The sequence below is a fragment of the Streptomyces sp. SM10 genome, from assembly GCF_002910915.1.
In the GTDB taxonomy this organism is placed as follows: Bacteria; Actinomycetota; Actinomycetes; order Streptomycetales; family Streptomycetaceae; genus Streptomyces.
Window position 1 is genome coordinate 1 of sequence record NZ_NEUF01000114.1, and the last position, 19,195, is coordinate 19,195.

18 protein-coding genes are annotated in these 19,195 nt (G+C 73.2%); 13 read left to right on the forward strand and 5 right to left on the reverse strand.

The annotated features are described in order from the left end of the window. The 5 genes from B9S57_RS17900 to B9S57_RS17920 all read left to right on the forward strand — a co-directional run. On the forward strand, positions 1-1,235 hold a 1,235-nt coding region (locus tag B9S57_RS17900; RefSeq protein WP_374935953.1), incomplete at its 5' end, for a hypothetical protein. A gap of 518 nt (positions 1,236-1,753) precedes the next feature. Further along, positions 1,754-2,668, forward strand: a complete 915-nt coding sequence (locus B9S57_RS17905) for an ABC transporter ATP-binding protein (RefSeq protein ID WP_103516608.1) — start codon at positions 1,754-1,756, stop codon at positions 2,666-2,668. Then, positions 2,665-3,387 carry an ABC transporter permease gene (locus B9S57_RS17910; RefSeq protein WP_103516574.1) on the forward strand — a complete coding sequence of 241 codons (723 nt, stop codon included), beginning with the start codon at positions 2,665-2,667 and terminating at the stop codon, positions 3,385-3,387. The genes B9S57_RS17905 and B9S57_RS17910 overlap by 4 nt, the downstream gene beginning before the upstream one ends. A gap of 11 nt (positions 3,388-3,398) precedes the next feature. Next, positions 3,399-4,613 (forward strand): sensor histidine kinase, encoded by a 1,215-nt coding sequence (locus tag B9S57_RS17915; protein WP_103516609.1) that lies wholly within the window; start codon positions 3,399-3,401, stop codon positions 4,611-4,613. Between the two features lie 148 nt (positions 4,614-4,761). Continuing rightward, a complete protein-coding gene (locus tag B9S57_RS17920; protein ID WP_103516610.1) occupies positions 4,762-5,394 on the forward strand; it encodes a response regulator transcription factor in 633 nt (210 codons plus the stop codon). A 46-nt stretch (positions 5,395-5,440) separates the two neighbouring features. Here B9S57_RS17920 and B9S57_RS17925 read toward each other — a convergent pair whose 3' ends face one another. Then, positions 5,441-6,958: an MFS transporter gene (locus B9S57_RS17925; RefSeq protein ID WP_258036427.1), complete on the reverse strand. Its 1,518-nt coding sequence runs from the start codon at positions 6,956-6,958 to the stop codon at positions 5,441-5,443. 244 nt (positions 6,959-7,202) lie between these two features. Here B9S57_RS17925 and B9S57_RS17930 point away from each other — a divergent pair, with 244 nt between their 5' ends. From B9S57_RS17930 to B9S57_RS17945, 4 genes are all read left to right on the forward strand, one after another. Next, the gene (locus B9S57_RS17930; RefSeq protein ID WP_103516575.1) at positions 7,203-8,741 is read left to right on the forward strand and encodes an MFS transporter; all 1,539 of its coding nucleotides are present in this window, start codon (positions 7,203-7,205) and stop codon (positions 8,739-8,741) included. A gap of 315 nt (positions 8,742-9,056) precedes the next feature. After that, entirely contained in the window at positions 9,057-9,644 is a 588-nt protein-coding gene (locus tag B9S57_RS17935) for a class I SAM-dependent methyltransferase (protein WP_374935956.1), read from the forward strand. A gap of 22 nt (positions 9,645-9,666) precedes the next feature. Beyond that, entirely contained in the window at positions 9,667-10,569 is a 903-nt protein-coding gene (locus B9S57_RS17940) for an N-acetylmuramoyl-L-alanine amidase (protein WP_103516577.1), read from the forward strand. A gap of 186 nt (positions 10,570-10,755) precedes the next feature. Beyond that, the gene (locus tag B9S57_RS17945) at positions 10,756-11,577 is read left to right on the forward strand and encodes a DUF5336 domain-containing protein (RefSeq protein WP_103516578.1); all 822 of its coding nucleotides are present in this window, start codon (positions 10,756-10,758) and stop codon (positions 11,575-11,577) included. A gap of 60 nt (positions 11,578-11,637) precedes the next feature. Here the strand turns inward: B9S57_RS17945 and B9S57_RS17950 are convergent, their stop codons facing one another. After that, positions 11,638-12,417, reverse strand: a complete 780-nt coding sequence (locus B9S57_RS17950; protein ID WP_103516579.1) for a maleylpyruvate isomerase family mycothiol-dependent enzyme — start codon at positions 12,415-12,417, stop codon at positions 11,638-11,640. Positions 12,418-12,640: 223 nt separating this feature from the next. On the opposite strand from B9S57_RS17950, the gene B9S57_RS17955 reads away from it, so the two are divergent. After that, positions 12,641-12,934, forward strand: coding sequence for a hypothetical protein (locus tag B9S57_RS17955; RefSeq protein WP_103516580.1), 294 nt, complete (start codon positions 12,641-12,643; stop codon positions 12,932-12,934). Between the two features lie 70 nt (positions 12,935-13,004). Here the strand turns inward: B9S57_RS17955 and B9S57_RS17960 are convergent, their stop codons facing one another. Genes B9S57_RS17960 through B9S57_RS17970 form a run of 3 tightly spaced genes read right to left on the reverse strand, consistent with a single transcriptional unit; the run spans position 13,005 to position 16,172 of the window. Then, complete coding sequence (locus B9S57_RS17960) at positions 13,005-14,078, reverse strand: prenyltransferase (RefSeq protein WP_103516581.1); 1,074 nt, start codon at positions 14,076-14,078, stop codon at positions 13,005-13,007. Further along, the gene (locus B9S57_RS17965) at positions 14,075-14,806 is read right to left on the reverse strand and encodes a class I SAM-dependent methyltransferase (RefSeq protein WP_103516582.1); all 732 of its coding nucleotides are present in this window, start codon (positions 14,804-14,806) and stop codon (positions 14,075-14,077) included. The genes B9S57_RS17960 and B9S57_RS17965 overlap by 4 nt, the downstream gene beginning before the upstream one ends. Positions 14,807-14,858: 52 nt before the next feature. Beyond that, positions 14,859-16,172 (reverse strand): glycosyltransferase family 4 protein, encoded by a 1,314-nt coding sequence (locus B9S57_RS17970; RefSeq protein ID WP_103516583.1) that lies wholly within the window; start codon positions 16,170-16,172, stop codon positions 14,859-14,861. 232 nt (positions 16,173-16,404) lie between these two features. On the opposite strand from B9S57_RS17970, the gene B9S57_RS17975 reads away from it, so the two are divergent. The 3 genes from B9S57_RS17975 to B9S57_RS17985 all read left to right on the forward strand — a co-directional run bounded on the left by B9S57_RS17975 (position 16,405) and on the right by B9S57_RS17985 (position 19,194). Then, on the forward strand, positions 16,405-17,010 hold the full coding sequence (locus tag B9S57_RS17975) for a TetR family transcriptional regulator (RefSeq protein WP_103516584.1): 606 nt from the start codon (positions 16,405-16,407) through the stop codon (positions 17,008-17,010). A gap of 153 nt (positions 17,011-17,163) precedes the next feature. Continuing rightward, entirely contained in the window at positions 17,164-18,399 is a 1,236-nt protein-coding gene (locus tag B9S57_RS17980) for a substrate-binding domain-containing protein (RefSeq protein WP_103516585.1), read from the forward strand. A 3-nt stretch (positions 18,400-18,402) separates the two neighbouring features. Further along, positions 18,403-19,194: an ABC transporter ATP-binding protein gene (locus B9S57_RS17985; RefSeq protein WP_103516586.1), complete on the forward strand. Its 792-nt coding sequence runs from the start codon at positions 18,403-18,405 to the stop codon at positions 19,192-19,194. The last annotated feature ends 1 nt before the right edge of the window (position 19,195 follow it).

Consider the following 19,195-nt stretch of genomic DNA (forward strand, 5'->3'; position numbering starts at 1 on the left):
CGCGCCCGTCCTCGCCGCCCACTCCGCCCGTCCGGCCGCAACCGCCCGCGCCGTCCGACCCGCCCGCATCCGCCTCGCAGACGGACGACGGCGCCCTCGACACGGACGGGGCCGGCTCGGGCACCCCGTCCCGCCTCATGCCGCCCCCGCTCACGATCGCCGCGGACCACGCCTACGCGGCGCGGCTGACCGCGACGGGGGAGGCGGCCGAGCCGGCCTGGTCCGCCGAGCGCTGGACGCTCGACGGCCCCGAGCCCTACGCCGTTCTCCTCCCCCTCGACCGCCCGGAGGAGGCCGGCTCCGACGTGCTGCCGCTCTCGGACGGGCGGGTCCTGATCCGGCGGGAGGTGACGGCCGGGCGGCACACGTTCTCGCTGCTCTATCCGACCGGGCCGGGCACGGGCGAACTCCCCCTGGGCTCGCTCGACTGCACGGAGCTCACGCTCCTGCCCCCGTCCCCGGACGGCATGAGCGCCTATGCCCTGCTTCCCGGCGCCCGCTCCACCGGCATCTGGCTGGTGGCGGGCGGCGCGTTCGGCCCCGAGCACGTCGCCGACGTCCCCGGCCGCTGTTCGGGGGGCGCGTGGCTGGACCGCGAGGGCCGGTTGCTCGCCCTGGACCGGCGGATGCCGGGGGGCGGCCCGGTGAAGGCGGTCGTCGTGGACCTGGAGCGCGGCGGCGAGGTGAGCCCGCTGCTGCAGATCGCCCCGGAGAGCAACGACCGCCTGCTGCTGGCCGACGCCGACAGCGGCCTGCTGCTGGTCCGCTCGGACGCGCCCGGCCACGACCGGCTCGGCTGGGGGGTGCTCGGCAGCTGCCTCCCGGTGCGGTTCCCCGAGTGCCTGCGCGCACCTGACGAGAGGCTGACGCCCTTCGCCGTGCAGCCGGGCCAGATGCTGATGCCGGAGAGCTGCGCGGTGGCCCTGCGCATCGACGGTGCCGCGGGCAGCTGGGTGGGGCTGTGGCGTCCCACCGGGCGCCGGCTGCACCAGTTCAGGGCGCCCGACGGATGGATGGCCGGATCCGGATTCTGGACCCGGGACGGAGTGCTGCACCTGCCGTACGCGCAGAAGGGCGCCCCCTGCGCCGTGGCGTTGCTGGAGACCCCCGCCGACGAGCCGGACCCGGTCGTCGCGAACGGAACGGACGGCTCCGGGACCGCCCCGGCCCCCGCAGCGTGCAAGCCCGTTCCTCTGGGGCAGGCGCCCCTCACCGGACGCACGGCACCTGGATAAACTCCGGTCAGGGCTACGCAGCCGTTCCGCGCGGACGCCGACGGTGACCGCGCCGGGCGGTGGTGGGGCTGCGACACACACGTAAGCGATTGCAACGGGGAGACTTCCCACATGTCTGAAGCCCGAACCGACACGACCCAGACGCGCCCGCCCCAGGCGGACACGGAACGGGCCGAAGCCGGCGGCTACGGAAAGCACCGAGGGGGCGCGTCCGCGGAGAGCACGACCGCACAGCCGCACGGACGTCACCGCCGCCCCTCCGAAGGGGGTGGCAGCGCGGCGGCCTGATCCGCTCGATCCGGCCACAGAGGGCCGTCACAGCCATCCGGCGGTGACGGCCCTCGCGTGTTTCCCCCGCAGGGCCCCGGTCCCACCCGGGACATTTGTCATGGGCGAGTCCGTACATGCGCCCCTGCCGGAGGAGAGCCGTGTTCCGTAGCGTCATGGTCATGGAGCAGACGACGGAGACACGGCCAACGGCCTTGCGGGAAAAGGGAATCGCGACGAAGGACCCGGCGGTGTGTTTCACCGCAACCGTCAAGACGTTCGGCCGGGCGGGACACACGGTCCGGGCCGTCGACGGCATCGACCTCACGATCGAGCGCGGCGAGACGGTCGCCCTCCTGGGCCGTAACGGCGCGGGCAAGTCCACCACCGTCGGTCTGCTGCTGGGACTCGACGTCCCCGACTCCGGGACCGTGCGGCTCCTGGGCCGGACACCGGACCGGGCGGTCCGGGCCGGGCTGGTCGGTGCCATGCTCCAGGAAGGACGCCCCATCCCCCGGGTGACGGTGCGTGAGCTGGTCACCTTCGTCGCCTCCACCTACCCGCGCCCCCTGCCGGTCGCCGAGGCACTCGACCTGGCGGGGACGACCGCGTACGCGGACCGGCGCATCGACAAGCTGTCCGGCGGCCAGATGCAGCGGGTCCGCTTCGCCGTCGCGCTGGCGGGCGATCCGGAGCTGATCGTGCTGGACGAGCCGACCGCCGCCCTGGACGTCGAGGCGAGGCGCGCCTTCTGGGACTCGATGCGGGCGTACGCGAGGCGGGGGAACACCGTGCTGTTCTCCACCCACCACCTGGAGGAGGCGGACGAGAACGCCGACCGGATCGTGGTCGTCGACCGGGGCCGGATCGTCGCGGACGGCACCGGCGGGTCGATCCGGCGGGCGGCGGGCGGCAGCCTGGTCTCCGTCGACCTGGCGGGCCGCCCGGCCGACGGGCTGGAGCTGTTGCCGGGCGTCGTCGGCGTCGACGTACGCGGGGGCCGGGCGCTGCTGCGCACGGACGACCCGGACGCGACCGTGGTGGAGCTCGCCCGGATCGGGGCAGTCCACGGCATCCGGGTGAGCGGTGCCACGCTCGAGGACGCCTTCCTCGCCCTGACCTCGCCCGAAGCGCCGGGCACCACCGTGAAGGAGTCCGTCCGATGACCGCGTACATCCTGCTGGAGATCCGCCGGACCCTGCGCGACACCACGTTCCTGGTCTTCGGGGCCGGCATGCCGGTCCTGATGTACCTGCTCTTCACCAACGTGGGCGGGGGCGGCGACTACGACGACTGGAAGGCCGCGTCGATGGTCGGCATGGCCGCCTACGGGGCGCTCGTCTCGGCCATGGCCATCGGCACGGGCATCGCCTCCGACAAGTCCCTCGGCTGGCTCCAGCAGTTGCGGACGACCCCCCTGGGGCCGGGACGTGCGGTGACGGGCCGGGCCGTCAGCGGTTCGGTGACGGTGCTGCCGACGATCCTGGCCGTCCTGGTGGCGGGCGCCTCGGTCAACGGGGTGCGGATGGCGGCCTGGCAGTGGACCGTCCTGGTGCTGCTCCTGTGGGTCGGTGTGCTGCCGTTCACCCTGCTCGGCATCGGCAACGGCTACCGGCTCACCCCGCAGGCGACCGGGGTGGTCAACATGGCCTGTCTGACGGGGTTCGCGGTCATCGGCGGACTCTGGTTCCCGCTCGAACTGTTCCCGGGGTGGCTACGCTCGGTCGGAGAGTTCACGCCGGCGTACGGATTCGCCGACCTGGGCCGGTCGGTGGTCTCCGAGCACGCCCCGGGGGCCGGTGCGGTGGCGGTGCTCGCCGGCTGGCTGCTGCTGTTCGGCGCCTACGCCGTTTTCTCCTACCGTCGGTCCGCCCGGACCGTGTGATCGGAGTGAGCATGTCCCGCGCATCACGAGCGAACCGCCCGGGGAGAGGGTTCCGCCGCGGCAGACGGGACCGGCGGCCGGGGCCTCCCGGACCGTTCGCCCTGCTGCCGTGGCTGCTGCTCGGGCTGGGCGCCTTCTCCAATCTCTGGCAGGGCGAGACCTCGAACCCCTGGATCGGCGGCCTGGGGCTGTTGGCCTTCAACTCCCTCTACGTGAACGTGGTGTTCCGGGGCTTCGACAAGCGCAAGAGGGAGAGCACCACCTCGTACGTGCTGCTGGCCGCCATGGGCGCGGTCACCTTCTCCCTGGCCATCGGCTACGGAGGGAGCTGGCTGCTGTTCTTCCCGCTGCTCTCCCTGGCCTGCGGCACGATCCTGCGGGGCAGGCCGCTCGGTTGGGGGCTGGTCACCCTGGCGGTCTGCGGGTGCCTGGTGGCCGTGTGGCGCGGCGACCACGCCTCGGAGCCGTGGACGATCGGGTACGGCACCCTCCTCTCGGGTGCCGTGACGGCCGCGATCCTCACGCTGTCCGAGACGGTCATGGAGCTGCGCGCGACCCGGGAGGAGCTCGCCCGCAGCGCGGTCGAGCAGGAGCGTCTGCGCTTCTCGCGCGATCTGCACGACCTGCTCGGCCACACCCTGTCGGTCGTCGTCGTGAAGTCGGAGGCGGCGCGCAGGCTCGCCCCGCACGACCTCGACGCCGCGATCGGGCAGGTCACCGACATCGAGTCCGTGGGCCGTCAGGCCCTCACCGAGATCCGCGAGGCGGTGACCGGGTACCGCGAGGGCAGTCTGGCCACCGAGCTGGACCGGGCAGGACCGGTGCTGGCCGCCGCGGGGATCGAGGCGGTGGTCCACCGCTCGGGGCCACCGCCGGCCCCGGGGACCGACGCGCTGCTCGGCTGGGTGGCGCGGGAGGCGGTCACCAACGCCGTACGCCACAGCGGCGGGACGCGCTGCGTGTTCACGCTCGCCTCCACACCGGAGCGGGTCCGGCTGACCGTGGCGGACGACGGAGCCGGTCCGGAGCACCCCGGGGGCCCGGTGGACGGAACGGGGCTGAAGGGGCTGGCCGAGCGGCTGGCCGCCGCCGGGGGCTCCCTGGAGTCGGGCCCGGGGACGGACGGCGGCTTCGTGGTGACGGCGGAGCTGCCGGCCGAGGCGCGGAGCGGGTCCGGGGGTACCGCTGCCGACGGTGCCCCGTCGGGCCGGTCGGAGTGCGGCTGACGGATGCCCCGCCGGAACGGGTCGACCACGGCAGACGGATGCCCCACCGGACCGGTCGGGTGCGGCTGACGGGTGCTCCACCGGGCCGGGTGGCGGCGTCGGGACTCCGCCGGGTCCCCGGCCGCCCTACGCTGAGCCCGTGAACGAGATGCCGCAGGACCACCGGCCGACCGGTTCGGTACGCATCCTGCTCGCCGAGGACCAGGGCATGATGCGCAGCGCGCTCGCCCTGCTGCTCGGGATGGAGCCGGACTTCGAGGTGGTCGCGCAGGTGGCCGCCGGGGACGAGATCGTGGACGCGGCGCTCCTGGCCCGTCCGGACGTGGCGCTGCTGGACATCGAGCTCCCGGGCCGCAGTGGCCTGGACGCGGCCGCGGATCTGCGGACCGAGGTCCCGGACTGCCGGGTGCTGATCCTGACGACCTTCGGCAGGCCCGGCTATCTCCGGCGTGCCATGGAGGCCGGGGCCTCGGGCTTCCTGGTGAAGGACGGTCCCGTGGGGGATCTGGCGAAGGCGATCCGGCAGGTGCTGGGCGGCGAGACGGTGATCGATCCGGCGCTGGCCGCCGCGGCCCTGGGTGCGGGGCCCAGCCCTCTGACCCCGAGGGAGAGGGATGCGCTCAACGCCTCCGTGGACGGGGCGACGGTCTCCGACATCGCGGCGAAGCTGAGCCTGTCGGAGTCCACGGTCCGCAACTACCTCTCCTCGGCCATCGGCAAGACGGGCACCCGCAACCGCACGGAGGCGATGCGGGCGGCGCGTCGCGAGGGCTGGCTCTGAAGCCCCCTCACAGCTCTGACGCACCCTCGCCCGGGGAGCGGGCCCCTCAGGCCTCCGGGGAGTGCAGCGCCGGCGCGGGCTCGTCGGTGGACCCTCCGGCCGGTCCCTCCGCGCGTGCGACAGGGCGTCCGCTGCCCCTCTTCTTCGTACGGCTGCCCGGCAGCCAGAGCAGCATCATCACCGCTCCGGCCACCAGCACCACGGCGGACGTGCGGAAGGCGAGGGCGTACCCGGCGGTGATCTCGGCGGTCCCCGTGGAGCCCGCGGTGCGGGCCGCGGCGACGGTGGAGAGCACGGCGAGGCCCAGCGCACCGCCCATCGTGCGGGAGGTGTTGACCAGTCCGGAGACGAGTCCGGCGTCGCCGGGCGCCGCACCGGAGGTGGCGAGCGTGGCCAGCGGGGTGGAGGCCAGTCCGGCCCCGGCCATCATCAGGACGCCGGGTAGGCAGACCGAGGTGAGGTAGGAGCCGTCCACACCCATGGTGGACTGCCAGCCGAATCCGGCGGCTGCGACCAGGGCGCCGGCGACCGCGAGGGGCTTGGCGCCGGTCCGCGCCATGATCGAGGGCGCGGCCTTTGCGCCGATGAACACGGCGGCGGAGCTCGGCACGAGCGCGAAGCCGGCCTCCAGCGGCGTGTAGCCCAGCACGTTCTGGGCGTAGACGGTCATGAAGTACCACATGCAGAAGGTCGCCGACCCGAGCAGCAGCATCGACACGTTCGCCGCCGAGACGGCGCGGACGCCGAGCACCCGCAGCGGCATCAGGGGCGCGGCGGCCCGGGATTCCACCAGGACGAAGATGCCGAGCAGGGCCAGGCCCCCCAGCAGGGGCACCAGGGTGGCGGCGGAGGTCCAGCCGGAGGCCTCGGTCTGCACGATGCCGTACGCCGTGGCCGCCAGGCCCGCCGTGACCAGCACCGCGCCCAGCAGGTCCACGCGGCGCCGGTCGCCGGCCCGGCCCTCGGCCAGCCACACCGCCGCGCCGGCGATGACGAGGACGCCGATCGGCACGTTGACGAGGAGGACCCACCGCCAGGAGAGGGTGTCGGTGAGCACCCCGCCGATCAGCCCGCCGGCCGCTCCGCCGCCCGCGCCGACCGCCATCCAGGTGCCGATCGCCCTGGTCCGCGCCGGTCCCTCGGGGACGGCGGCGGTGAGGATGGTGAGCGTCGCGGGGGAGAGCACGGCGGCGCCGAGCCCCTGCCCCGCGCGGGCGGCGAGGAGTTGCCAACCCTCCTGGGCGAAGCCGCCGGCCAGCGAGGCCGCGGTGAAGAGGCCGAGCCCGGTCAGGAACATGCGCTTGCGGCCGTAGATGTCGGCCGCCCGTCCGCCGAGCAGCATGAAGCCGGCGAAGGCGATGGAGTAGGCGTTGACGACCCACTGGAGTCCGGGGGCGCTCAGGCCCAGGTCGGTGCGCATGGACGGCAGCGCCACGTTGACGACGGACACGTCGAGGACGACCAGGAACTGGCCGGTGCAGGCGGCGGCGACCACGGCCCACGTGCGGGTCCTCGATCGGGCGGGCGGCCGCGTGGGCGTGGAGTCGTCAACCATGGGTGTCATACTCGCAGGCCGCTCACGCCCCGTACATCGGTTTCGGGTCCCCCTTCGGTCCCCCCGGATCTCCGCCCCTCGGCGTAGGGCCTTCGCCGACGTCCCGCTTTTTACGCCTCGTTCACCGGAATATCGCGGGCGTACGGAAGCATTCAACATGCACACACTTGGCGGGCGGCGCGGTCCGCACGCGCGCCGCCGCACGCTCCACCCCTCGACCTTGACGAACTTCCCCTGCCCGGAGGCCACACGTATGCGACGGACGACGATCGGACAGCAGGGCTCGCGCACGGCGCTCCCCGGCCCGCGCGGGGACAAGGGCGGCGGTGTCGTTCCCGTACTCGCTTTCGCGGGGATCACCGTCGCGGTGATGCAGACCCTGCTCGTCCCCGTCATCAAGGACCTGCCGTCCCTGCTCGGCACCGACCCGGCGAACGCGACCTGGGTCATGACGGCGACCCTGCTCGCCGGGGCCGTCGCGACCCCGATCATGGGCCGGCTCGGTGATCTCCACGGCAAGCGGCGAATGCTGCTGGCCAGCCTCGCCGTGATGGTGGTCGGCTCGCTGATCTGCGCCTCCACCGACGAGCTGGTCGTCATGATCGCCGGCCGGGCGCTCCAGGGCTTCGCCATGGGGGCGATCCCGCTGGGGATCGGCATCATGCGCGACGTGCTGCCCCGCGAGAAGCTCGGCTCGGCGATGGCGCTGATGAGCTCGTCCATAGGCGTGGGCGGCGGACTGGCGCTGCCGGCCGCCGCGCTCGTCGCGCAGCACGCCGACTGGCACGCGCTGTTCCTCGGTTCGGCCGCGCTGGGAGTGCTGGCCATGACGCTGACGGTCCTCGTCGTGCCGGAGCCCCCGCTCCGCGCGCCGGGGCGCTTCGACCTGGTCGGCGCGCTGGGGCTCTCGCTCGGACTGGTCTGCCTGCTGCTGCCCGTCACCAAGGGCGGCGACTGGGGCTGGTCCTCTCCCCTGACGCTCGGTCTGATCGGCGCCTCCGTGGTGGTCCTGGTGCTGTGGGGCCTGTTCGAGCTGCGCTCCCCGGCGCCGCTGGTCGATCTGCGCACCAGTGCCCGCCGTGAGGTGCTCCTCACCAACCTCGTCTCGATCATGGTCGGTGTCGCCTTCTACGCCGTCTCGCTGGTCCTGCCGCAGCTGCTCCAGCTGCCCGCTTCGACGGGCTACGGCCTGGGGCAGTCGATGGTGGTGGCAGGGCTCTGCGTGGCGCCGCTGGGTCTGACGATGATGTTCGTGGCCCCCCTCTACGCGAGGATCTCCGCCCGCCGCGGCCCCAAGGTCTCCCTGATGCTCGGCATGCTGATCATCGCCATCGGCTACGGCGCGGGCCTCGGCCTGATGAGCGCCGCCTGGCAGACCGTCGTGATCGCCGTGGTGCTCGGGGCGGGGATCGGGCTCGCGTACTCCTCGCTCCCCGCCCTGATCATCGGGGCGGTCGACGCGTCCGAGACGGGGGCGGCCAACGGCCTGAACACGCTGATGCGGTCGATCGGCACCTCGCTGTCGAGCGCGGTCATCGGCATGGTCCTGGCGAACACCTCGGTGCGGATGGGCGCCGTCGACGTCCCCAGCATGGAGGGCTTCCGGACCTCGTTCATGATCGCCACCGGTGCCGTGCTGATCGGCCTGGTGCTGGCCGCGTTCCTGCCGGCGCAGCGGCCCGCGCGCCCGGTGCTGCTGGCCAGCAGCGCCGGCGACGCGCTCACCGCCGCGGAGTCCGCCCCCGCGGCGGCCCCGGTCAGCGCACCGGAGCGTCGAACCCCGGCTCCGTAGCCAGCAGCCACGAGACGTCGGTGCCGGCCACGCCTCCGAGTGGCAGGTGCCGCCGTTCTCGGGTGAGATCCGCGACGGCTACCTCTGGGGGCGCGGCGCGATCGACATGAAGAGCTGCTGACCTGACCTCGGCAGCCCTGTCAGGGGCCTCGCCCCGACCCGGGCCCACCCCTGCCGTACGCCCCCGCCGCTCCTCGCGGCGGGGGCGTACGGCACGATGGGACGCCGTCCGACACACCGCCCCACCAGGAGGAACCCGTGGCCGCCGAGCCCAAGCCGGAGATCCTTGCCGCGTTCCAGGCCGCCAAGGGCTTCATGCCGGTCCGTGAAGGGCTCGCGCTCCACGCCGCCGCGACCGAGGCCGCCGCACTGGGACTGCCCCTCCTGGAGGTCGGCACCTACTGCGGGCGGTCCACCGTCCTGCTGGCCGCCGCCGCCCGCGACGCCGGGGTGACGGCCCTCACCGTCGACCACCACCGGGGCAGCGAGGAGCAGCAGCCGGGCTGGGAGTACCACGACCCCTCGGTCGTGGACCCGGAGATCGGCCTGATGGACACGCTCCCCACGTTCCGGCGCACCCTGCACCGGGCGGGCCTGGAGGACCACGTGGTGGCGCTCGTCGGACGCTCCCCCCAGGTCGCCGCGGTGTGGGGCGGGCAGCTCGGCTTCGTGTTCATCGACGGCGGGCACACCGACGAGCACGCGAACGGCGACTACGAGGGGTGGGCGCCGAAGGTCGCCGACGGCGGGCTCCTCGTGATCCACGACGTGTTCCCCGACCCGGCCGACGGCGGTCAGGCCCCGTACCGGGTCCACCGACGAGCCCTGGCATCAGGGGCGTTCACGGAGATCTCGGTGACGGACTCGCTGCGCGTGCTGCGGCGCACGGGGACGGGCATCTGAGGGCCACGGATAGCATCGCGACGTGCGCCACGACGACTTCACTCCCCCCGCCCCACGCCCGGTCCCGCGCCGGGGGCCCGGGCCGGCCGCCGCGGCGCTGGCCGGTGCCCTGCTGGCCACCGCGGGGTGCGCGGGCGGGGGCGGGCCCGCGACCGGTCCCTCCGCACCGGCCTCCTCCTCGTCCCGGCCGTCCTCGGCTCCGGCCGACGGCCCGTCCACGGGGTCCACGTCCGCCGGGCCCCTGCCCGAGGGCCCGCTCACGGGCCGCACCGTGGTGATCGACCCCGGTCACAACCCGACGAACCGCGACCACACCCGGGAGATCAACACCCAGGTGGACATCGGCACCGGGCGCAAGGAGTGCGACACGACGGGCACGGCCACCGACTCGGGTTACGCGGAGGCCCGGTTCACCCTCGACGTCTCCCGCCGGCTGCGCACACTGCTGGAGGAGCAGGGCGCGAAGGTCGTCCTCACCCAGGACGGCGACCGCCCCTTCGGCCCGTGCGTCGACGAGCGGGCGCGGATCGGCAACAAGGAGCGGGCCGACGCGGTCGTCTCGGTCCACGCGGACGGTTCCGCGGCCGGGAACAGGGGATTCCACGTCATTCTCCCCGCAGCGGTGAGCGGCGGCGGCGCGGACACCGCGAAGATCGTGGCCCCGTCGCGTGAACTGGGAGAGCGGATTGCCGGGAATTTCGTACACGTTACCGGAAGCGCGCCTTCCAATTACATCGGCGACGGCACCGGGCTGGACACCCGTGACGATCTCGGCGGCCTGAATCTGTCGACCGTGCCCAAAGTGTTCATCGAATGCGGCAATATGCGTGATCCGGAGGATGCCGCCCTGCTCACCTCCGAGGGCTGGCGCCGGAAAGCCGCTCTCGGTATCGCCGGGGGCATCGGCAGCTATCTGAAGAGGTAGTTCTGCGGTATTGGTGGCGACATTGGGGGGATAGCCGGTCCGGGTAGCGGGCAGCATCACAACCCGCCCGGGCAGAGGATAGATTCATCCGTACGATGGGGAGCCGCCCCCGAGCTTCGCGCCGTACCCGCCGTTCAGGCGGCATCGACGACCGCCCCGACGAGACGACCGACTAAGGACCTTCACGTGAATATCCGCTCCCTCACTCGAGGCGACGGCGTGGTGATCGGAGCAGCGGTCGTGCTGTTCGTCGCCTCTTTCCTCGACCTCTCCGGCTACGACTGCCCCTCGGGCGTGGACTGCTCGGGCTACAGCGCGAACGCCTGGGACTCGCTCTCCATCCTGATGGGCATCTACCTGGCCGGCATCATCGGCGCGGCGCTGCTGATCGTCAGCCGCGCCATGCCGGGCCGCAAGGTCGTCGGCTTCGAACTCGGCCAGTTCGGCGCCGCGTTCACCGTCTACGCCCTGTGGACCATGTTCTGGACGATCATCGACGCGGGTGACGCGGGCGCGGGCCTGATCCTGGGTCTGCTGGCCACCCTCGTGCTGGCGGGCGGCGCCGTCGCCACCCCGCTGGTCCCCGCGCTCAAGGCCCCGCTGATGGGCGCCCCGCGCCCGCCGCAGGCCGTGCAGCCGGCCTACGGCCAGCAGCCCGGCCAGGGCTACGGCTACCCCGGTGGCCAGCAGCAGTTCGGCGCACAGCCCGGCCAGCCCCAGCCGTACGGCGCCCAGCCGGGCCAGTCCGGTCAGCCGGAGCACCAGCAGCCCGCGCAGCAGGCTCCGCAGGGCGGTGGAGCACCGGCCGGTGACTTCACACCGTTCTGGTTCGCCGTGCCGGTCGCGCGTCCGCTGTACGGCGAGGACGGCGCCCCCAACCCGATCGCCGAACTCGCGCCGGGTACGTGGTACCTCGCGGTCGAGCAGCGTGGTCCCGGGCTCATCGCCCAGACGCAGGACGGCCGCCGCGGCGTCCTCCAGGACACCACGGGCATCCAGCGCGGCTGAGCCGCAGCACGCCGACGGCCCCCGCCCGCAAGGGTGGGGGCCGTCGGCGTGCCGGGGGTCTCAGCCGAAGGACGACCTCTCCAGCCAGAAGTCCAGCAGCCCCCGGTCCCCCAGGACCTCCAGCCCGCCCTCGTCGGGCTTCTGCCGGCGGTTGAACGCCAGCATCAGCTCGGCCATCGGACCCCGCAGGGCCACCGTCGCCTTCGCGTGGGCGTGGCGCCAGGTGAAGCCGTCCTCGCCGAACTCGATCAGCCACTCCGCCCCCGGCGCATCGGTGGCGTGAAGGTGCAAGGACCGTCCGCCGCCCTTCAGTCCGGCCGCCTCGGGATCGCCCTCTCCCTGGGCGAAGGCGACGATCTGCAGCCACTCGGTGACCGTGTCGGCGGCCAGGCCGGGCTCCACCTCGTAGGCCGTCCCCGTCGCGAGGGCCGCGTCGGCCCGGTGGACGACGGTCTCGTGGGCCATGCGCCGGGCCCAGAAGGCGGTCCGGCGTTCCCAGGCCCAGGTCCACACCTCGGTGTCGGGGCCCGCCTCGCGCAAGGCGTCCACGGTCGCGGCGGCGCCCGCCGTCAGCCAGGCGCGCAGAGCGGCGGCGTCGCCGCCGTCCGGTCCCCCGGCGTCCGGCACCCGGTCCTCGGGGATCTCGTCGGAGGCCCTGCTGCGGACCGTCTCACCGGCCCAGCGGTGCGCGCCGCCGACGTGGAGGACGAGTTCGCGCAGGTTCCAGTCGGGGCAGGTGGGGACCCGCCGGGAGAGGGCGGCGTCCTCGACCAGAGCCCCCAACAGCTCGGTCTGGGCGAGGATCTCGTCGCAGTAGCGCTCGTGCGCAAGGTGGGTCATCCCCGCACCCTATGGGGCGTACGGGCGCCGGCTCGCTGATCAGCAGTGCCACGACGAGCCGTCGGAACGGTGCGGAACGCGGCACGACGGGCCTGCCTGAAGGGTCTTCACGGTGAGTGACGTGCGCCGTGGCTCCCCGCCGGACTCACCCGTGCCGGAGCGGGCCGCCACCCGGTACGCGCCGGACGGGTTTCACTCTCGGTAAAGCGGCAATCCGGAGAGCATGTCCTCAAGAACAGGCACAGGAAGCAGTACCGCCGCACGCGTCATAGCCGTCGTCGCGGACATCATGGCCTTCATCATCATTCTGTGGATCCTGATGTACCTGCTCGACGCCAACCGGGGCAACGACCTGGTCCAGTGGATCCAGGACTCGGCCCACTGGCTGGCCGGCTGGTCGTACGACCTGTTCACCTTCGACGAAGCGTGGGCACGGGTCGTCGCCGGCTACGGTCTGGCCGCCGTCGTCTATCTGTTCATCGGTCACGCCGTGGCGGGCCGGGTCCGGCGCTTCTAGCCGGGCACCTGCCTGGGGCCTTTCGTTCGGATCAGGCCGGGCTCTCGGGGCCTGATCCGAACGAAAGATCCTAACGGCAGCAGTCCGGCTCCAGTCCCGCCGGCAGCCGTTCGCCGCTGAAGACCGCGGTGGTCGCCTCGTCCCCCCCGAGCGCGGCCACCGCGAGCAGCAGTGACCCGGCCGTCCAGGTGGTGAGTTCCTCGGGCCATATGGCCCGCTCGCCCTCGAAGACGTATCCCGTCCAGTACAGGCCGCCCTCGGCCCGCAGGTGCTGGATGGACTGCAGGATCTCCAGGGCCCGGTCCGACTCCCCCGTCACCCAGAGCGCCAGGGCCAGTTCGCAGCTCTCGCCGCCGGTGACCCAGGGGTTGGGGAGGACGCAGCGCACTCCGAGGCCGGGGACCACGAAGGCGTCCCAGCCGTCCTGGATCCGCCGGGTCGCGGCGGCGCCGGTGACCGCGCCGCCGAGGACCGGGTAGTACCAGTCCATCGAGTAGTGGCGCTTGTCCAGGAAGCGTTCGGGGTGGCAGCGGATCGCGTGGCCGAGCGCTCCGGCGGCCAGTTCCCAGTCCGGCTGGGACTCCTCACGCTGCTCCGCCAGGGCCAGCGCGCAGCGCAGCGCCTGATGGACGGAGGAGGAGCCGGTCAGCAGGGCGTCGGTGACGGGCGTGCCGTCGGGTTCGCGCTTCCAGCCGATCTCGCCGCCGGGCTGCTGGAGCCGCAGGACGAATTCGACGGCGGCGTAGACCGTCGGCCACATCCGGTCGACGAACGCGTCGTCGCCGGTGGCGAGGTAGTGGTGCCAGACGCCGACGGCCACGTAGGCGCAGAAGTTGGTCTCGCGCCCGAGGTCGGTCGGCCGGCCGGGGTCGCCGTCATGGTAGGCGGCGTACCAGGAGCCGTCCTCGTTCTGGTGGCGGGCCAGCCAGGCGTAGGCGCGGGCGGCGGCCTCGTGCTGGCCGGCCGCGTCCAGGGCCATCGCGGCCTCGGTGTGGTCCCACGGGTCGAGGTGGTGGCCGCGGAACCAGGGCAGCGCCCCGTCCTCGCGCTGCACGGCCAGCAGCGCGGCCACGGTCTCGGTGGCCTGATCAGCCGTCAGGACACCTGGCAGGACGAGGTGTTCGGTCTGCTCGGGCGTGCTCACGCCTCGGCCTTGGGCAGGTGCGGCTTGGTCGCGTACGCCACGAAGCTCTTGCCGACGACCGGGTTGAGCAGCTGCTCGGCGACCCGGGTGGCCAGAGGCTTCTTCATGATGTCCCAGACCAGGAGCTTGTGGTACGCGCGCACCGGCAGCGCTTGGTCGTTGTCCACGCCGAAGGCGCACTTCAGCCACCAGTAGGGGCTGTGCAGAGCGTGGGCGTGGTGGGTGCCGTAGGGCTTGAGCCCCGCTTCCCTGATCCGGCCGAGGAGTTCGTCGGCCTTGTAGATCCGGATGTGGCCGCCCTCGACCTCGTGGTACGCGTCGGAGAGCGTCCAGCAGACCTTCTCGGGGCCGTAGCGGGGGACGGTGATCGCGATCCGGCCGCCGGGCTTCAGCACGCGGACCATCTCGGCGAGGACGCCCTTGTCGTCCGGGATGTGCTCCATGACCTCGGAGATGATCACGACGTCGAAGGAGGCGTCGGGGAACGGCAGGTTGAGCGCGTCGCCCTCCATCGCGGTGGCGGTCGCGCCCGCGGGTGCCTCACCGGCCTCCTTCATCGCGGCGAACCACTGGGCGACCTCGCGGATCTCCTCGGCGTTCTGGTCGAGGGCCACCACCTGGGCGCCGCGCCGGTAGCACTCGAAGGCGTGCCGGCCGGCGCCGCAGCCCAGATCGAGCACCCGGTCGCCTGCGGCGAGCGGGAAGCGGGTGAAGTCGACGGTCAGCACGGGGGCCTGCCTTCGAGGTCGGAGGTACGGATTCCGGGAGTCACGGGGGCGCTCACCTGCGGGCGGTCCGGGCGGCGATCGACTGACGGTACAGCTCGACGGTGCCGAGGGCGGCCCTGGCCCAGGTGAAGTTGGCCAGCACCCTGGCCCGGCCCGCCTCGCCGAGGCGGGCGCGCAGTTCGCGGTCACCGAGCAGCCGCCCCAGAGCGGCGGCGAGGGCGCCCGCGTCGCCGGGCGGCACGGCGAGGCAGGTCTCCCCGTCGGGCCCCGCGACCTCGGGGATCGCTCCGCCGGTGGTGGCCACCAGCGGGGTCCCGGTGGCCATGGCCTCGGCGGCGGGCAGCGAGAAGCCCTCGTACAGCGAGGGGACGCAGGAGACCTGGGCGCTGCGGACCAGGTCGACGAGCTCGGCGTCGCTGATGCCCTTGACGAACTCGACGGCGTCCTCGAGTCCGTAGCGCGCGATGGCCTGGGCGACGGGGCCGCGCTCGGCCCGCTTGCCGACGACGACGAGGTGTGCGGCCGGGTTCTCGGTGCGGAGCTTGGCGAGCGCCTCCACCAGGTGGACGAGGCCCTTGAGGGGGACGTCGGCGCTGGAGGTGGTGACGATGCGGCCGGGGACCTCGGCGACCGAGGGGTCGGGGGACCAGAGGTCGGTGTCGGCACCGATGTGCACGACCCGGACACGTTCGCGGCGGACCCCGAGGTGCTCGGTGATCTCCTGCCGGGAGGAGCCGGAGACGGTGAGGACCGACGGCAGGCGGCGGGCCACGCGCTTCTGCATGCGGGTGAAGGCGTACCAGCGGCGCACGGAGAGCCGGCGGCGCCTCGACTCCGCGGCGTCCAGGTCCAGTTGGCGGTCGACCGTGATCGGGTGGTGGATCGTGGTGACGAGAGGTGCGCCGAGGTCCCCGAGCAGGCCGTAGCCGAGCGTCTGGTTGTCGTGCACGACGTCGAAGTCGCCGCGCCTGGCGCGGAGGTGACGCCGGGCCCGCAGGCTGAAGGTGAGGGGCTCGGGGAAGCCGCCGGTCCACATGGTGGCGACCTCGGCGAGGTCGATCCAGTCGCGGTACTCACCGTACCGGGGGGTACGGAAGGGGTCGGGCTGGCGGTACAGGTCGAGGCTCGGCAGCTCGGTGAGCGGGACGCCCTCGTCGAGCACGGGGTAGGGCTGGGCGCCGATCACTTCGACGCTGTGGCCCAGTCGGGCCAGCTCGCGGCCGAGGTGGCGGACGTAGACGCCCTGGCCGCCGCAGAAGGGGTTCCCCTTGTAGGTCAGGAGCGCGATGCGCAACGGCCGGTCACCCTCGGTGTCCGACGCACCGCCGCCCGCGAAGGGGCCCGTCTCTATGGCCTCAGCGGTCACACTCGGCCCCCTTCTCACTGCGTTTTCGCCGGAGCGTAACCGGTCGCGCTAATCTAGAACAAGTTTCAGACTCGTTCGTTCAACCCGCACCGAATCTACCGGCAGGTAGCGTCGGCGTGACGGCCGGATCAGGTGATTCGCGCCACGGCGGACGCGCTGACCTGCCGCGCGCACCCGGAAGCGGGCGCCGGGCCGTACGGGGAACCGGTTCTCCCTTTGTGGATGGGGACAGATGACAGCGGAAGCCAGGCCGGCAGCGCCGGTCCTGACGGAACGCCAGGAGGCGCGCCGCCGCGGCATCCTGCAGGCCGGCGCACAGCTCGCCGGGCGGGGCGGCTTCGAGGCGGTGCAGATGCGTGAGGTGGCGGACGCCGCCGGGGTCGCCCTGGGCACCCTCTACCGCTACTTTCCCTCCAAGGTCCACCTGCTGGTCGCGATCATGCAGGACCAGCTCCAGCATCTGCACATCACGCTCCGCAGGCAGCCGCCCGCCGGTCAGGACGCGGCCCAGCGGGTCGCCGAGACCCTGCTGCGGGCCTTCCGGGCGCTCCGGCGCGATCCCCATCTCGCGGACGCCATGGTGCGGGCGCTGACCTTCGCCGACCGCGGGGTGAGCCCCGAGGTGGACGCCGTCTCCCGGCTGACGACGGCCATCGTCCTGGACGCGATGGGACTGGAGGACCCCACCCAGGAGCAACTGGCCGTGGTCCGCGTCATCGAGCACACCTGGCACTCGGCGCTCATCACCTGGTTGTCGGGCCGGGAGTCGATCGCGCAGGTGAAGCGGGACATCGAGACGGTGTGCGGGCTGATCGACCTCCCGGCCGCCAGGGGCTGACCGGCCCCCCGGCGGGCGTGCGGCTGCGTCTGCCCATGTGCGGTGCCCACACCGGCACCCGGCCAGGTGAGGTGCCCTGCACCATGTCGACGGCGCCACGGTGTTCGTACGGTTCGGCCCACATCACCCGAACCCTGCCGAGGAGCCGGTCACATGCGCCGCAGAGCCGTAGCCACCGTCCACAGAAGAACCCTGACCGCGACCGTGCTCGGCGCCGCCGGTCTCCTCCTGGTGGGATGCACCGCCGCCGGGCAGGCGGGCGGCGACTCCGGCAGCGGCTCCGGAGGCGACGAGACGGTGAAGGTGGGACTCGTCTACTCCCGCACGGGGCTGCTCGCCGCCTACGGCAAGCAGTACCGCGACGGATTCATGGCCGGCCTCGACCATGCGACGAAGGGCACCGGCAAGGTCGGCGGCCACCGCATCGAGGTGACCGAGCAGGACGACGCCGGCGACCCCGGCAAGGCGGTCTCCGCCGCGAAGAACCTGATCGGCAAGGGCTACAAGGTGCTGGCCGGCACCACCGACTCCGGGGTCGCCCTCCAGATGGCCCCGCTGGCCGCCCAGAACAAGGTGCTGTACGTCAACGGCCCGGCCGCCACGGACGCGATGACCGGGGTCAACAACTACACCTTCCGGTCCGGCCGGCAGTCCTACCAGGACATTCTCACCGCGGGCACCATGCTCGGGGACCCCGCGGGCAAGAAGGTCACCGTCCTCGCGCAGGACTCCACCTTCGGCCAGGCCAACGTCGCCGCCGTCAAGGCGGTCCTGGGCGCCGAGGGCGCGACGGTGGACTCCGTGCTGGCCCCGCCCAGCGCCACCGACCTCACGCCCTTCGCCCGGCAGGTCAAGGCCGGCGCTCCCGATCTGGTCTTCGTCGCCTGGGCCGGGGCGACCGCACCCGCGCTGTGGACCGCGCTGGACCAGCAGGGCGTGCTGAGCGCCGGCAAGGTCGTCACCGGGCTGGCCGGGACGGCCTCGTACCCGGTCTTCGGGGCGGCCGGCGCGAAGGTCTCCTTCCTCGCGCACTACTTCCCGGGGGCCGGCGGAGGCAACCCCGTGGAGAAGGCGATGCTCGCCGGCGTCGAGAAGGAGGGTGGCACACCCGACCTGTTCTCCACCGACGGGTTCACCGCGGCGCAGATGATCGTGCGGGCCGTCGAGGAGGGCAGCGCCACCGACACCGCCGCCATGGTGAAGGCCCTGGAGGGCTGGAGCTTCGACGGGGTGAAGGGCCGGCAGCAGATCCGCGCCGAGGACCACGCACTCGTGCAGCCGATGTTCACCGCCAGGCTGAAGGGCACGGGCGCCGCGGCCGAGCCCGAGCTGGTCAGCACGGAGCCCGGCGACGCGGTGGCGCCTCCCGCGAAGCCCTCGGCGGGCTGACCGGTGACCGCACCCGGCACCGCGACCGCGCGGGAAGAGGGGGCGCGCACGGGCGCCCCGGTGCTCCGACTGGACGGACTGGGCTGGCGCGTCGGCGGGGCGGCCATCGTCGAGGACGTCACCTTCGACGTCCGGGAGGGCGAGTTCCTCGCCTTCATCGGGCCCAACGGGGCGGGCAAGACCTCCCTGTTCAACCTGGTCAGTGGGATCGTCCGGCCCACCGCGGGGACCCTCGCGCTGGACGGTACGGACCTGACGGACCTGCCCGTGCACACGCGCGCACGGCGCGGGATCGGCCGGACGTTCCAGACCTCCAGCCTCTGGCCTCGGATGACCGTGGCCGAGCACGTCCGGCTGGCCGCGCAGGCCGCCCGCGGCGGATCGCACCGGCTGTGGCGACGCGCTTCCCCGTTCACCGCCGAGGTGAACGGCGTACTGGAGCGCACCGGCCTCGGCCCCCGCGCCGGGGCCAGGGCCGAGGCGCTCTCCCACGGCGAGAAACGCAAGCTGGAGCTCGCGGTGCTGCTGGTGGGCGAGCCCCGGCTCATGCTCCTCGACGAGCCGATGGCGGGGGTGAGCGCCGAGGAGGTGCCCGCCCTCACCGAGCTGATCCGCACCCTGCACCGCGACGAGGGCCGCACCGTGCTCATGGTCGAGCACCACATGGACGTCCTGCTGGACCTAGCCGACCGCCTGGCCGTGATGCACCACGGCCGCCTCCTCGCCCTGGACACCCCCGCCGCCGTGACCGCCGACCCGGTCGTCCAGCAGGCCTACCTCGGGGAGGGACTGTGAC